Annotated in this window: 11 protein-coding genes; 7 read left to right on the forward strand and 4 right to left on the reverse strand. The window is 64.2% G+C overall.

From position 1 onward, the window contains the following. Positions 1-371: 371 nt before the first annotated feature. Positions 372-587, forward strand: a complete 216-nt coding sequence (locus tag ACVIGB_RS47900) for a hypothetical protein (RefSeq protein WP_092125295.1) — start codon at positions 372-374, stop codon at positions 585-587. 111 nt (positions 588-698) lie between these two features. Here ACVIGB_RS47900 and ilvD read toward each other — a convergent pair whose 3' ends face one another. Then, on the reverse strand, positions 699-2,543 hold the full coding sequence (gene ilvD / locus ACVIGB_RS47905) for a dihydroxy-acid dehydratase (RefSeq protein ID WP_456724021.1): 1,845 nt from the start codon (positions 2,541-2,543) through the stop codon (positions 699-701). A 307-nt stretch (positions 2,544-2,850) separates the two neighbouring features. Between ilvD and ACVIGB_RS47910 the strand changes: the two genes are divergently transcribed. Further along, a complete protein-coding gene (locus ACVIGB_RS47910; RefSeq protein ID WP_456724020.1) occupies positions 2,851-6,102 on the forward strand; it encodes an AAA family ATPase in 3,252 nt (1,083 codons plus the stop codon). 223 nt (positions 6,103-6,325) lie between these two features. Here ACVIGB_RS47910 and ACVIGB_RS47915 read toward each other — a convergent pair whose 3' ends face one another. Both ACVIGB_RS47915 and ACVIGB_RS47920 read right to left on the reverse strand, forming a co-directional pair. Next, positions 6,326-7,219 carry an MBL fold metallo-hydrolase gene (locus ACVIGB_RS47915; RefSeq protein ID WP_456724019.1) on the reverse strand — a complete coding sequence of 298 codons (894 nt, stop codon included), beginning with the start codon at positions 7,217-7,219 and terminating at the stop codon, positions 6,326-6,328. A 7-nt stretch (positions 7,220-7,226) separates the two neighbouring features. Beyond that, a complete protein-coding gene (locus tag ACVIGB_RS47920; RefSeq protein WP_456724018.1) occupies positions 7,227-8,438 on the reverse strand; it encodes an ABC transporter substrate-binding protein in 1,212 nt (403 codons plus the stop codon). 161 nt (positions 8,439-8,599) lie between these two features. On the opposite strand from ACVIGB_RS47920, the gene ACVIGB_RS47925 reads away from it, so the two are divergent. The 3 genes from ACVIGB_RS47925 to ACVIGB_RS47935 are packed head-to-tail and all read left to right on the forward strand — an operon-like array spanning position 8,600 to position 10,704. Next, positions 8,600-9,301, forward strand: a complete 702-nt coding sequence (locus ACVIGB_RS47925; protein WP_456724017.1) for a TetR/AcrR family transcriptional regulator — start codon at positions 8,600-8,602, stop codon at positions 9,299-9,301. Next, the gene (locus tag ACVIGB_RS47930; RefSeq protein WP_456724016.1) at positions 9,279-9,836 is read left to right on the forward strand and encodes a carboxymuconolactone decarboxylase family protein; all 558 of its coding nucleotides are present in this window, start codon (positions 9,279-9,281) and stop codon (positions 9,834-9,836) included. Before ACVIGB_RS47925 ends, ACVIGB_RS47930 begins: the two co-directional genes overlap by 23 nt. Before the next feature lie 4 nt (positions 9,837-9,840). Next, positions 9,841-10,704 (forward strand): SDR family NAD(P)-dependent oxidoreductase, encoded by an 864-nt coding sequence (locus tag ACVIGB_RS47935; RefSeq protein WP_456724015.1) that lies wholly within the window; start codon positions 9,841-9,843, stop codon positions 10,702-10,704. Between the two features lie 240 nt (positions 10,705-10,944). Here ACVIGB_RS47935 and ACVIGB_RS47940 read toward each other — a convergent pair whose 3' ends face one another. Beyond that, positions 10,945-11,952: a LysR family transcriptional regulator gene (locus tag ACVIGB_RS47940; RefSeq protein WP_456724014.1), complete on the reverse strand. Its 1,008-nt coding sequence runs from the start codon at positions 11,950-11,952 to the stop codon at positions 10,945-10,947. A 79-nt stretch (positions 11,953-12,031) separates the two neighbouring features. Here ACVIGB_RS47940 and ACVIGB_RS47945 point away from each other — a divergent pair, with 79 nt between their 5' ends. Continuing rightward, positions 12,032-13,057 (forward strand): ABC transporter permease, encoded by a 1,026-nt coding sequence (locus tag ACVIGB_RS47945; protein WP_342710631.1) that lies wholly within the window; start codon positions 12,032-12,034, stop codon positions 13,055-13,057. 76 nt (positions 13,058-13,133) lie between these two features. Beyond that, entirely contained in the window at positions 13,134-14,159 is a 1,026-nt protein-coding gene (locus ACVIGB_RS47950) for a sugar ABC transporter substrate-binding protein (protein ID WP_456724013.1), read from the forward strand. The last annotated feature ends 134 nt before the right edge of the window (positions 14,160-14,293 follow it).

Consider the following 14,293-nt stretch of genomic DNA (forward strand, 5'->3'; position numbering starts at 1 on the left):
TCGTAGCCTCGATCGAGGCAATAAACCCACTGCCAAGGCGCCATCTCACGACGCATCCGTTGTTATTTTCCCTGAGATATCGACGACTTAGCCTGAAATCGCCATTTTCCCTTTGTGTCCGCCCGTTCCGGGCACGGAAGGAAGAAGTTCATGCGACAGGTCCAGTCACTGCTCCGCAGCGCGCCCGCCAGGATCGGCCGCCGCATTGCGCAGATCGTCGCGATCGCTGCCGCCAGCCTGCCGCAGGCCGGCGCGTAGTTTCCCCACCGCTGCGAAGCGCCGCATTCGCGCGCTGAATTAACTCAACACCATTTCGCGTTAGTGCTAACGTGGTACCCCCGGGCTCTGCCGGCGCAGCAGGGAGGGTTTCCATGTCACGCTTCGTCGTTCAGTTCATGAAGGACGTGCTCGGCGGCAACGGCCGCCAGCGCGAGGTTTGCCAGGGCGAACTCGAGGTCGACGCCTCGAGCGAAGGCCAGGCCACCGAGATGGCCAAGCTCATATTCTGTCAGGAACAGGCGCTCTGCGACTGGTCATTGCACGCCGACCGCATCCGGATCGAAGCGGCGGACTTGCAAGTGACCTGACCCGTCCAAAGCCCCGTTCCGATCGAATCGGAACGGGGCTCTGGATTTTTGTTTTGAGGCGTTTTGTTTACGCGAACCGGTATCCGCTTCGCTCGAAAACGCTTGGTCCGACTACTCCGGCAGGATGCGCACGGCACCCTTCGCTGCGCTGCTTGCGAACGCCGCGTAGGCCTTCAGCGCGGTCGAGACGGCGCGCTTGCGGGGCGCCGCCGGCTTCCAGGCCGCGTTGCCCTTGGCTTCCATCGCCGCGCGGCGGCGCTTGAGCTCGGCATCGTCGACCTTGAGGTTGACCTTGCGGTTCGGGATGTCGAACTCGATTATGTCACCTTCCTCGACTAGGCCGATCAGGCCGCCTTCGGCGGCTTCCGGCGAGACGTGGCCGATCGACAGGCCGGACGATCCGCCGGAGAAGCGGCCGTCGGTGATCAGCGCGCAGGCCTTTCCGAGCCCCTTCGACTTCAGATAGCTGGTCGGATAGAGCATCTCCTGCATGCCCGGGCCACCGCGCGGACCTTCATAGCGGATCAGCACGACATCGCCGGCCTTGACCTTGTTGCCGAGGATGGCATCGACCGAGGCGTCCTGGCTCTCGAAGATGCGGGCCGGGCCGGAGAACTTCAGGATGCTCTGATCGACGCCGGCGGTCTTCACGATGCAGCCGTCCTCGGCGAGGTTGCCGAACAGCACGGCGAGGCCGCCGTCCTTGGAATAGGCGTGCTCGGCGTTGCGGATGACGCCCTCGGCGCGATCGACATCGACGTCGTCGAACCGGCGGTCCTGGCTGAAGGCTTCCTGGGTCGGCACACCGCCCGGCGCGGCGCGGTAGAAATTGCGCACCTTGTCGCTCGTGGTCCGCACCACGTCCCAGCGGTTCAGCGCGTCGTCCAGCGTCGCGGCGTGCACGGTCGGTCCGTCGGTCGTGAGCAGTTTGGCGCGGTCGAGCTCGCCGAGGATCGCCATGATGCCGCCGGCGTGATGCACGTCCTCCATGTGAACGTCCTGCACCGAGGGCGCGACCTTGCACAGCACCGGCACCTTGCGCGACAGCCGGTCGATGTCGGCCATCGTGAACGGCACCTCGCCCTCGCGCGCGGCGGCGAGCAGATGCAGCACGGTGTTGGTGGAGCCGCCCATCGCGATGTCGAGCGTCATCGCATTCTCGAACGACTTGAAGTTCGCGATGTTGCGCGGCAGCACCTTGGCGTCGTCCTGCTCATAGTAGCGGCGGGCGAGATCGACGATCAGATGGCCGGCCTCGACGAACAGGCTCTTGCGGTCGGCATGCGTCGCCAGCACCGAGCCGTTGCCGGGCAGCGCGAGGCCGAGCGCCTCGGTCAGGCAGTTCATCGAATTCGCGGTGAACATGCCGGAGCAGGAGCCGCAGGTCGGGCAGGCCGAGCGCTCGATCACCTCGACCTCTTCGTCCGACACGTTGGAGTCGGCGGCGGCCACCATCGCATCGATCAGGTCGACCGCCCGCTTCTTGCCCTTGAGCAGGATCTTGCCGGATTCCATCGGGCCGCCCGAGACGAACACCGTCGGGATGTTCAGGCGCAGCGTCGCCATCAGCATGCCGGGGGTGATCTTGTCGCAGTTGGAGATGCAGACCATCGCGTCGGCGCAATGCGCGTTGACCATGTACTCGACGCTGTCGGCGATCAATTCGCGCGAGGGGAGGCTGTAGAGCATGCCGTCATGGCCCATCGCGATGCCGTCATCGACCGCAATGGTGTTGAATTCCTTGGCGACGCCGCCGGCCTTCTCGATCTCGCGTGCGACGAGCTGGCCGAGATTCTGCAGATGGACGTGGCCGGGCACGAACTGGGTGAAGGAGTTGACCACCGCGATGATCGGCTTGCCGAAATCCTCGTTCTTCATGCCGGTGGCGCGCCACAGGCCGCGAGCACCCGCCATGTTGCGGCCGTGGGTGGTTGTGCGGGAGCGATAGGCGGGCATCGTAAATCCTTCTCAAATCCTTGGGCTACGGGCGCTTTTTAAGGGAGATGGCAGCCCTTATGCCCGCCCGTGGAGGCGGATTCAAGCGCGGAACCGCATGGCTGAACCCCGCTATTTGACCTCGATCCCGGCCTCCCGGGCGATCGCCTTCCACTCGCGGCCCCAAGGCAGAAGTCTCGTAACCAGCAGTGGCTTCGCGGGAGCAGCGGTGGGCTTCCCTCGCTGATAGTCTCAACTTGCCTTTCGTCACTCCCCGCTTGATCCCCCCGCAACGCCAAGCCAAACTGCGTCGCGGGTTGAGGATCGAATGCAGCGCATCGAAGAATGGCTTGAGAAGTTGGGCATGCCTGCCTACGCCCAGCGGTTTCTTGACAATCGCATCGATCTCACCGTCTTGGGGGATCTGAACGATCAAGACCTCAGGGAGCTCGGCGTCGTCCTTGGCGATCGCAAGAAGATGCTGCGTGCGATTCGCGAACTCCACGTCCCTGGGAGCCCCGTATCCCCTGCCGCCTCGCCGGAACCCATCGATGCCGCCGAGCGGCGCCAGTTGACCGTCATGTTCTGCGATCTCGTCGGCTCGACGGCGCTATCCACGCAGCTCGATCCGGAGGATTTGCGGAAGATTATCGGCGCATACCACCGGACCTGCGCAGCAGTCATCGAACAAAACGGCGGGTTCGTCGCGAAATATATGGGCGATGGCGTGCTGGTCTATTTCGGCTACCCACATGCCCACGAGCATGATGCCGAACACGCCGTGCAGGCCGCACTTGCCCTGGTTGACGCGGTCGCGAAACTCGATACGGCGGCGCCGGGTCGGTTGGAGGTGCGCGTCGGGATCGCAACGGGGCTGGTCGTTGTTGGGGATATTGTCGGGTCCGGAGAGGCGCAAGAGCGCGGGGTCGTCGGCGAAACTCCCAACCTAGCGGCGCGCCTGCAGGCGGTGGCCGGGCCCGGAATGGTTGTGATCGCCGACGCGACGCGGCGATTGGTCGGTGACCTGTTCCTGCTGACCAGCCTCGGGGCACAACATCTCAAGGGCCTCGCCGGCCCGGTCCAGGCCTGGGCCGTCGACGGCAGGAATGCGATCGATGGCCGCTTCGAAGCGTTGCATGGTCGCGGCCTGGGAGCCCTCATCGCACGTGAGTCCGAATGCGCGTCGTTGCAGCGGAGCTGGTCCAAGGCGAGGACAGGCCAGGGCCAAGTCGTTCTCGTTTCCGGTGAGGCGGGCATCGGTAAATCACGGCTGGTAACGGCCATTCTGGAGCAGGTCGCCGCAGGCGCGCCAACACAGCTGCGCTACTACTGCTCTCCACAGCATACCAGCACTGAACTTTACCCGATCGTCAGGCAGACGGAGCGGCGCGCGAACTTCATGCGCGATGATGGTCTGGAGGCCAAGCTTGACAAGCTCGGCGCCATGCTTGGCTCCGCGTCCATCTTGCATAAGGCGCTGCTTGCCGACCTGCTTGAACTCGCCAATGACGGCCGCTATCCCGCCCATCACCTGACGCCACCGCAGCGCCGTCAAAATACGCTCGAAGCCATCGTAACGGAAATCCAGAGTCTGGCGCGCTCCGGACCCGTCCTTATCGTTTTCGAGGACTTGCACTGGATCGATCCGACCAGCCTTGAATTGCTTGGCCGGCTCGTTGACGCAATTACCGCGCTTCCAGTGCTGCTGGTTGCAACATTTAGAACCGAATTCGTGCCGCCCTGGACCTCGCGATCTCACGTCGCGGCGATGACGATCGCACGGCTAAGTGCGCAGGAAACAGAAGCGATCATCAACGACGTGGTCGGAGAAAGGCTCCTTCCTGCGCATATCCGCAAGGAAATCATCGATCGTGCCGATGGGGTACCGTTGTTTGTGCAAGAGATGACCAAAGCGGTGCTGGAGGCGGGCACGGAAGCAGGAATCGTCGGAGCGGTACCGGCCGCAGCGAGCTCGGTGCCAGCTACCCTGCACGCATCGCTAATGGCCCGGCTGGACCGGCTCGGTCCGGCCAAGGAAGTAGCGCAAATAGCGGCCGTGATCGGCCGCGAATTCAGCCATGCGTTGCTGGCCTCGATCGTGCCGTTGGCCGATCCGGAGTTGAGCCATTCGCTTGCTCGTCTCGTCGGCGCGGGCTTGCTGTTTCGCCAGGGCGAGCCACCCGATGCAAACTATCTCTTCAACCACGCCCTGGTCCAGGAAGCTGCCTATGGGACGCTGTTGCGTGAGAAGCGTCGCGCTCTTCATGCTGCCCTCGCGCAGTCGATCGAACTCGATTTCGCGGAGCTGGCCGATAGCCAGCCGCAAATGCTGGCCCGGCATTGCACCGAAGCCGGCCTGTTCGAAAAGGCCGCCAGCCTGTGGAGCAAGGCGGGGCGGCGCTCTCTTTCACGATCGGCGTTGGTCGAAGCGGCGGAGCAGCTCGCTCGCGCCCTGAACTCGCTCGCTGCGTTGCCGGTGACCGCGGCGCTGCGCCGCGAGCAGATCACGCTGCAAATCGAGCTCGCCAATGCCTTGATCCACACCAAAGGCCACGCAGCCGCCGAGACACGGGCGGCATTCGATCAGGCCCGCGCCTTGATGGAGCATGCGGAGAAGCTGGGAGAGACGACGGACGATCCTCTGCTGCTGTTTGCCGTGCTCTATGGCTTCTGGGTTGCAAGTCGCATGTCATTCCGCGCCGATGTAACGCGAGAGCTCGCCGCGCAATTCCAGGCACTCGCCGGCCAGCGGCAGGAAAAGACGCCTGTCATGATCGGGCATCTATTGATGGGAATTTCCCTGGTCCTCGCCGGGGACCTCGCCGTCGGCTCCGTCGAACTCGATCGCGCCGTTGCCCTGTATGATGGCGTCGAGCACCGCCCGCTCGCGATGCGATTTGGCCATGATGTTCTTGTGTCTGCGTTGTCATGGCGAGCCTTTTCGCAGTGGGCGCTTGGTCGCAGCGAGGCCGCGGCGGCTGACGCGGAACGCGCGCTCCGCGAAGCCCGCGAGTTCGGCCATGCCGCTACGTTGATGTATGCGCTCTCTCACGTGTCGCTTACGCTGATCTACAGGGGTGAGCTCGCCGCGGCAGCCGGGCTCGCTGACGAACTCATACGGCTGGCAGGCGACAAGGGATCCGTGTTCTGGAATTCCTATGGCGTCCTGTTGCGCGGCCGGGTGCTCTCACTCGAGGGACAGGACCGCGCTGCCGCAGAGATGATTGAGGCAGGTATTTCGGCGATGCGATCCACCGGCGCAACAGCGTACGCTCCTTGGTATCTCAGCATTTTGGGTGCGGCATTTGCGCGGATCGGACGGCTTGATGATGCACGGCGATGCACCGAAGACGCTTTGCTGAAAGTCAGGGAAAGCGGCGAGGCTTGGCAGGAGGCGGAAGCCCACCGCATAGCCGGAGAGGTGACGCTGGCCCTTGAACCGCCGAACGTCCCGCAAGCCAAAGCTCATTTTGAGCGGTCACTCGCCGTTGCCCGACGTCAGATGGCCAAACCCTTTGAGCCGGGGTCGATTGCAGGCTTGGAATCGCTCCGCGGGCGGCAAGACCGCACACGGAGCTAGTCGCACCGTCAGAAGGGGGTGGTGCTGTTGGCTCTACCTGGGCATCTGATGTGGTTCCCGGTATGCGCCGCTAACGGAGGCGCAGCGGCTTAGCGCGTTTTCGAGCGAAGTGGACACCGGTTCGCGTGAAGAAAACGCGTCAAAACAAGAATCTAGAGCTTCGGTTCTGATTCAATCAGAACCGAAAATGCTCTAGGCTGTGCGGGTTCATGAGTACCCGTGCTCAATCCTCGAACCTGAACCTGAAGGCCGCGCCATGCCTGACCACGCGGCCTGCGGTCGGGGCGGGGAAGTGCCCGGTCAGCAGATAGCTCGGCGTATCCGCCAATTCCTCCAGCAGCGTCACGCGGGTGGCGAGCGCCGCCGCGGGATCGACATCGGCGGCATTCGACAGCCACGGCTCCGCGCACTGGATCGGATGATGGATCACGTCGCCTGACATCACGGCATGGTCGCCACGGCCGTTGAGATGGATCTGCATGTTGCCGGCGGTGTGGCCCGGCGCCGGCGCAAAGCGCAGGCCCGCGTCGCGGTCGTCGAACAGCAGGTGATCGGTCTCGACGAATTCGGCTTGGCCGGCCGCGACGACGGGCAGCACCGAATCCTCGAACGAGCCGTGATTGACCGGCGTTGGCGGGTTCGCCCGGTGCGCGGCCTCCCAGTGCCGGAACTCGGCGCGGCCCATCAGGTAGCGTGCTTTCGGAAAGGTCGGCACCCAGCGCCCGTTGATCAGCCGCGTGTTCCAGCCGACATGGTCGACATGCAGATGCGTGCACATCACGAAGTCGACCTGTTCGGGCCGCACGCCGAGCGCGGCCATGTTTTCCAGATAGGGCTGGTTGAGATTGTTCCAGGCCGGCACGCGCGGACGTGGCTTGTGATTGCCGCAGCAGGTGTCGACGACAGCCGTCCAGCGCGGCGTGCGCACCAGATAAGAGTGGTGGCTCAGGATGAAGCGGCCGGTCTCCGGCTCGATATAGCGGTGATCGAGCCAGCTTCGGTTCGCGGCGATCACCTCGTCCGTGACATTGGCGAACAGCCATGTCGTGTCGAAGGCGAGCGAGGGGATTTCGACCAGCCGGTCGATCCGCATGCTGCCGATCGTGATCTGGCGCATGCGGTGCTCAGTTCTTGATGAGGTCGCCGAACGGCACCCAGCGCGTGCCGTCGTAGCGGATCAGTTGCAGGCTGGTCATCGGCGTATACCGCTCCGGCGAGTTGCCGACCGCCGTGCCGTCGATCAGCATCGGCAGATGCAGATCCCTGATACTGGTCGCCTGCTTCATCACATTGGCGCGGGTAAGGTCGTTGCCGGCGGCTTTCAGTACTGCGACCAGCGTCTGCGCGATGGTGTAGCCGTAGACATTGAGCCAGTCGCTCTTGTTGGCGTCGGGCAGATATTTGTCCATGAAGGCGACCCATTCCTTGTAGCCGGCGTCGTCCTTCAGCGCCGGATCGGTCGAGTCCTTCAGGTACTGGCTCGAGATCACGCCGGTGGAATTGTCCTTTCCGGCGGGTTCGAGCACGCCGCTGATCGAGGCCGAGACGTTGGAGATGATGGTGGTCGGCTTCCACCCGATCTCGCCGATCTTGCGGATCGCCTGCGCCGCGAATTTCGGCGTCGCCGCGACCAGCACGACGTCGGCGCCGCTGCTCTTGAGCAGCAGGATCTGCGTATCGACGGTGGGGGCGGTGGTCTCGTAGGCCGCTCGCGCCACGATGGCTTCGGTGCTGCCGAGGCCTTCCTCCAGCGCTCTTAGATAGTCCTTGCCGAGGTCATCGTTCTGATAGAGCACACCGACCTTGGCGTTCGGGTGGCTCGCCTTGATGTATTTGGCGTAGGCGATCGCCTCGTCGCGATAGGTCGGCTGCCAGCCGACGGTCCACGGAAAATTCTTCGGATCGTCCCACTTCGCCGCACCCGAGCCGAGGAAGAGCTGCGGCACCCTCCTGTCGTTGAGATATTTGTGCACGGCGCTGTTGGTCGGCGTGCCGACGCCGCCGAAGATCAACAGCACCTCGTCGCTCTCGACCAGGCGGCGGGTCTGCTCCACCGTTTTGGGCGGGCTGTAGGCGTCGTCGGCGATCATCATCTGGATACGCCGGCCGTTGATGCCGCCCTCGTCATTCACCTTGCGGAAATAGGCCTCCGCGGATTTCGCGATTTGCGCGAAGGCCGAGACGGGGCCGGACAGCGGCGCGGTGGTTCCGATCTTGATCGTCTTGTCGTCGGCGCCTGAGTCATATTTCGCGCTCTCGGCATGGACGGTGCCGGCGGCGATCAGCGGCAGCAGGAAAAGGGCCGCGCGCAAATGAGAGCGGACGAGGCGCGCCATGACGGAATCTCCCCAGATTGCTCCCCGCCTCTTCGGGCGGAGTTGAAACGCGAATACGTCGCCCGCCGCCTGCGCGGCTTGCGGGCCGCGACCGCCGCCGTGCAGACGAACGATCGTTCGTACGGTTGACTAGCGAACGATCGTTCGTTAGTCAAGGCGCCATGGCGGCTTCCACATCCAGCGCGGCCGAGGCGGTCGTGACATCCACCCGCGAGCGTATCCTCAGCGAGGCGCTCAGCCTGTTCGCGCAAAGCGGCTATGGCGGCGCGTCGATGCGCGAGCTCGCGCGCCGCGTCGGCATCCGCGAGAGCAGCCTCTACAATCATTTCCCCGGCAAGGCCGCGATCCTCGAAGCGATCGTCAGCGAGCACGGTCCGGCGAGTTCGGCCGACCGGCTCGAGGCGCCGCGCTACCGGCAGCTCGCGCGGCAGCCGGCGGCGTTCTGCCGCCAGTTCGCGCTCGACCTCGTCGAACAATGGTCGGATCCGCGCGAGCATCAGTTCCAGAAGGTCATCACCGCCGAACGCAACCGTGTGCCCGGCATCCGCGCCAAGTTCGCCGACCATTTCTATGCGCGCGAACAGAACCTGATGACGGACTACTTCCGCGGCTTTGCGCTCGCCGGACTGATCACGACCACAGACCCGCGCGAGGCGGCGCGGCTGTTCGCGGCCGGCCTGATTTATGTCAGGCTCGAACATTATGTGATGGGCGCGCAGGCATCGCCGCGACCGAAGGTGATCGAGGCGATCGACCGCTATCTCGCGTTCTTCCTGTCGCTGATTGCGGCAAAGGACGCAGACATCTCGGACAAGAAACAACGAAAAAAGGGAGAGACGCGTGGCAAGGCTGCCCCTGATTGATCCGGAGACGACCAGCGGAGATATCCGTGCGGCATTCGACCGCATGTCGGTCAAGCTCAACATCTTCCGCATGATGGCCCATGCGGAAGCCAATGCGATGCCCCTGATGCGGCTCGGCAATTCGATCCTGCACAAGCAGAAGCTGTCGGCGGTCAACCGCGAGCTCCTGATCTTGCAGGCCGCGCAGCTCGAGGGCGGCGCCTACGAGTGGCGGCAGCACGTGCCGATCGCGCTCGGCGTCGGCGTCACCCAGGCGCAGATCGATGCCGTCGAGCGCGGCAAGTACGACGATGCCGCGCTCAATGCGGCCGAGCGGGCGCTGCTTGGCTTCGGCCGCGAGGTGGTCGAGAAGGTCCGCGTCGGCGAGGCGGCTTTCGCCGGCATGCGCCAGCATTTCAGCGATCAGGAGACCGTCGAGGCGATCGTCACGCTCGGCTTCTACATGATGATGGCGCGGCTGACGGAGGCGACCGAGACCGATCTCGATCCGGCCGCCGGCATGGCCGTCTATGAGGGCGGCAAGAAGCGGGGTTGATGGGATGTCGGAGACTTCGCAAGAGGCCAAGCAAGACACCAAGCCGGAGCGCTATGTCCGTCCGCTGAGCGCGGAGTCCTCGGGCATTGCGCCGGGTAGGGGACGCCTCAACGGCCGCCGCATCCTGGTGGTCGGCGGCGGCCAGCGCGTGTTCGATGCCGCGACCGATCCGATCGGCAATGGCCGCGCCATGAGCCTGCTGTTCGCGCGCGAAGGCGCCCATGTCGCGGTTGCCGATCTCAATCGCGCCTCTGCCGAGGATACGGTCGCGCGCATCGCGGCTGACGGCGGCCGTGCTTTCGCGATCGCTGCCGACGTCACCAAGGAGGCCGATGTCGTCAGGATGATCGCCGAGGCGCACCACGCGATGGGCGGGCTCGACGGCATGGTGCTGAACATCGGCACCTTCGGCAAGACCGGGCTCGACAATGTCAGCGCGGAAGAATGGAACAGGATCTACGACGTCAATGTCCGCGGCCCGATGCTGTGCTGCCGCGCGGCTCTGCCGAAATTCGAAGATGGCGGCTCGATCGTCTTCATCTCGTCGATCGCGGCGCTGAAGGCGGGATCGCAGATGGCGGTCTATGATTCCTCCAAGGCGGCGCTCGGCGGCCTGATGCGCAACATCGCGCATACCGGCGCCCGGCGCGGCATCCGCGCCAATCTGGTTTATCCCGGGCTGGTCGACACGCCGAACGGCCGCGAGGCCGGTGCGGGCCGGCCGTCGCGCGGCAAGAGCCAGGTTCCGTTCGGTCGCCAGGCAACGGCGTGGGAGATCGCCTATGCCGTGCTGTTCTTCATGTCGGATGAGAGCGTCTACGTCACCGCGCAGACGCTCGCGGTCGACAGCGGCCTGAGCGGGATGTAGCGCATGATGAAGTCAGGTTGAGTACCGGCCACGACGGCGCTGCGCTCCCTCGCCCCGTTCTTACGGGGAGAGGGTTGGGGTGAGGGGCTGCTGCCGCATACTTCGGTAACAGCTGGATTTGCGGAGGCTCCCCCTCACCCGGAACGCATCTAACGATGCGTTCCGACCTCTCCCCGCAGGCGGGGCGAGGTGAAGTGGGGTCCGCTGAGCGCTTCGGAGCAAATTCGATGCGGCGCTCCGCTATTCCGCGGCGAGGCCGGTCGGGACCGGAATGCTTACCTTCGGCCGCGCCTTGGCCGCGCGGCGGTTCTTCTTGCTGAAGCGGCTACCTGCGAGCAACGCCGCGGCGGCGCGCAGTTGCTCGCGCAGCCATTGATTGGTGGTGTCGCCCTCGGCAGTGGCATGCCAATAGAGATAATTGACGTGCGGGCTGATCGGGAACGGGCAGGGGAAGCACTGCAACAGCCCGGGATCCTCCAGCACGGACGCGGCGCTCTCCGATGCCGTCAGCAGCATGTTGCTGCGGCTCACGACATGGCAGGCGGTCGCGAAGTTCTGGCAGGTCAGGCGAACGGTGCGGGTCAGGCCGAGCCGTTGGAATTGGAAGTCCTCGAACGACAGGCCGCTGCGCCGCGATGTCACGCAGACGTGTTCCAAGCGCAGGTACGCCTTCTTGTCGAGCCGCGTGCCGAGCTCGGGATGGCCGCGCCGGGCGAACACCGCGATATGCTCGGTCAGGATCTGCTCGCGCCGCACCTCGGTCGAGAGCGGCAGCAGCGTATCGATCGCGACGTCCAGCGTGCCGGCGGCAAGCTCGCGCTCCAGATTGTTGCGCTCGCTGCGCACGGTGGCGATCTCGACCAGCGGCGCAACCGTGCTGATCCGGTTGATCAGCGCGCTCAGCATCGGCGCCTCGAGATTGTTGCGCAGGCCGATCACGAACCGCTTCGGCGTCCTGGCCGGATCGAATCGGTTGGTATGGGTCAGCGTCGTTTCCAGGCCATTGAGCGCCTGGCGCACGGTGGTGATGATCTGGCGCGCCAGCGGGGTCGGCGTCATCACGTGATGGCGGCGCACGAACAGCGGATCGTTGAACATCGCGCGCAGCCGGCCCAGCGCATGGCTCACCGCGGGCTGGGTCAGATTGAGGCGGAAGCAGGCACGGCTGACGCCGCCCTCGGTGTAAATCGCGTCGAACACGACGAACAGGTTCAGATCGATATCGCGCACATGCATGGAAATAATCAATCCGTATCCGTCGAATGCATTTGACGAATATGAGTTGGCGCTCTTAAAGTCTCAAGCAAAATAATACCTGGAGGAAACGATGAGCGTGCAATCGCCATCGCGCGGCGTTGCTGTCCCTGCGGCATCATCTCGCTCGGGCACAATGTTCGCAAAACCGAGCCAGGAGCAGATTGTGCTCCTGATCACGATCGCGCTTCTGGTCGTGTTCGGCCTGACCCTGAACGGTTTTGCCAGCGTTTCCAATCTCCTGAATCTGTTGCGCAGTATTTCCATCCTTGGCGTGCTCGGCCTCGGCATGGGGCTGATCGTGATCAGCCGCGGCATCGACCTCTCCGAGGTCGCGATCATGGCGGGTTCCTGGGCGATCGCCCTGATCTACATGCAGAACGGCATGCCTGTTTTCACGGCAGTGCTGCTGGCGCTGGCCATTGCGGTGCTGATCGGCGTCGTCAACGGCGTCATGGTCGCCTTCGTCGAGGCGCCGGCGCTGTTCGTGACGCTCGCCGCCGGCTTCGTGATCTATGGCCTCGCGTTCTGGATCGCGCCGGCCTGGGTGGTCTACGCGCCGAAGGATGCGCCGGGCCTGATGTATCTCGGCGCCGGGCGGCTGTTCGGCATCCCGGTTCCGATCCTGGTGTTCGCGGTCTGCGCGATCGCGATGCACCTGTTCCTGTCGCGCACCTCGATCGGCCGATTCATCTATTCGCAGGGCGACAATCCGGAGGCCGCCCGGCTGACCGGCATTCCCCTGCGTCCGCTGATCGTGCTGGAGCACGTCTTGGTTGCGCTGCTCGCCTGGATTGCAGGCCTGGTCTGGGTCGGCACCACGGGCAGCATGCAGATGGCGATCACGCAAGGGACCATGATCTTCGACGTCGTGCTGGTCGTCGTGATCGGCGGCATCAGCCTGATCGGCGGCCGCGGCAGTGTGTTCAGCGTTGTGGTCGGCTGCGTCCTGATCGGTACGCTGCTCAACGCCTTCACCATCATGGACGTCAACAGCGAGGTGCAGAACATCATCAAGGGCGTGGTGCTGCTGGCCGCGATCGTGCTCGACAACTGGCTGCATCCCCGCGACGAGGAGACCGCGCGGCAAGGAGACTGACACAAGGCGACCGAGCGCGCCGCGCCAATCAAAAAAGAAATCCAATCAATCAAAAGAATTTTGTGTGGAGGAGACGATGAAGACGACCAAGTTCTGGACAATCCTGCTGGCCGGGGTGACGCTCGCCGCGATGCCGTTTGCGGCATCGGCGCAGGAGGAAGGTACCAAGGCCGGGCGCGAGCTGCGCGCCGCCTACGACAAGTCGCTGCAGGGCAAGACCGTCGCCTATCTGCCGATCGCGCTCGGCGTGCCGCTGTCCGACGAATGGGGCCGCGTGGTGCAGGAAGAGGCCGAGTGGCGCGGCATGAAATACATCGTTCGCGACCCCAACAACAATCCATCCGCCATGCAGCAGGCGCTGACCGCGCTGGTCGACCAGAAGCCCGACGTCCTGATCGTGCAGAATCCGAGCGTGACGCTCTTGATGAAGGACCTGAAGCGCGCCGAAAGCCAGGGCACGCATGTGATCCAGGTCAATATGGCCTCGAACTACAAGTCTGGTGCCTTTGTCGGCGTCGACTGGCGCGAGATCGGCAGGATGCTCGCGAACGAAGCCGTCAAGGCCTGCGGCACCGGCTCCGGCAAGTCGGGCAAGGTGCAGATCGTGCAGGGCGAATTGACCGCAGCCGCCAGCGTCGATCAGGTCGGCGCCATCATGGAGATCCTGAACAAGGACCCCAACATCAAGGTGGTGTCGAACCAGGCGGCGAACTGGGATGCCAACACCGCGCTCAACATCACCGCCACCGTGATCCAGCAGCATCCCGATCTCTGCGCCTCGATCGGCTTCTGGGGCATCATGGAGTCGGGCGCCGCGCAGGCGATCCGCAATGCCGGCAAGATCGACGATGTGAAGGTGTTCGCCTCGGGCGAGGGCTCGCAGCTCGATTGCGACCAGGTCACGTCAGGCAATTTCAGCAAGTTCCTCAGCTACAAGGCGACCGAGCAGGGCCACGATCTAATGTTCGCGGCGGAAACCCTGCTGATGTCCGGCGACAAGCCCGGCTCGAAAAACCTGTCCTATTACACGCGGCCGATCTGGATCGATAAGTCGAACGCCTCGCTCGGCGGCACCTGCTTCGCGCTACCCAAGAAAAACTAACAAGGCGCGAGACAGCCGGCGCGGGGGGCATTCCCGCGCCGGCTGTATCACGGGCATGATCCGGAAAAGTGGAAGCCGGCCTTCCGAAAAGATCATGCTCAAAAAGAGAGACAAGATCACGATGGGATTTCTCG

Source organism: Bradyrhizobium sp. USDA 4341, assembly GCF_054063755.1.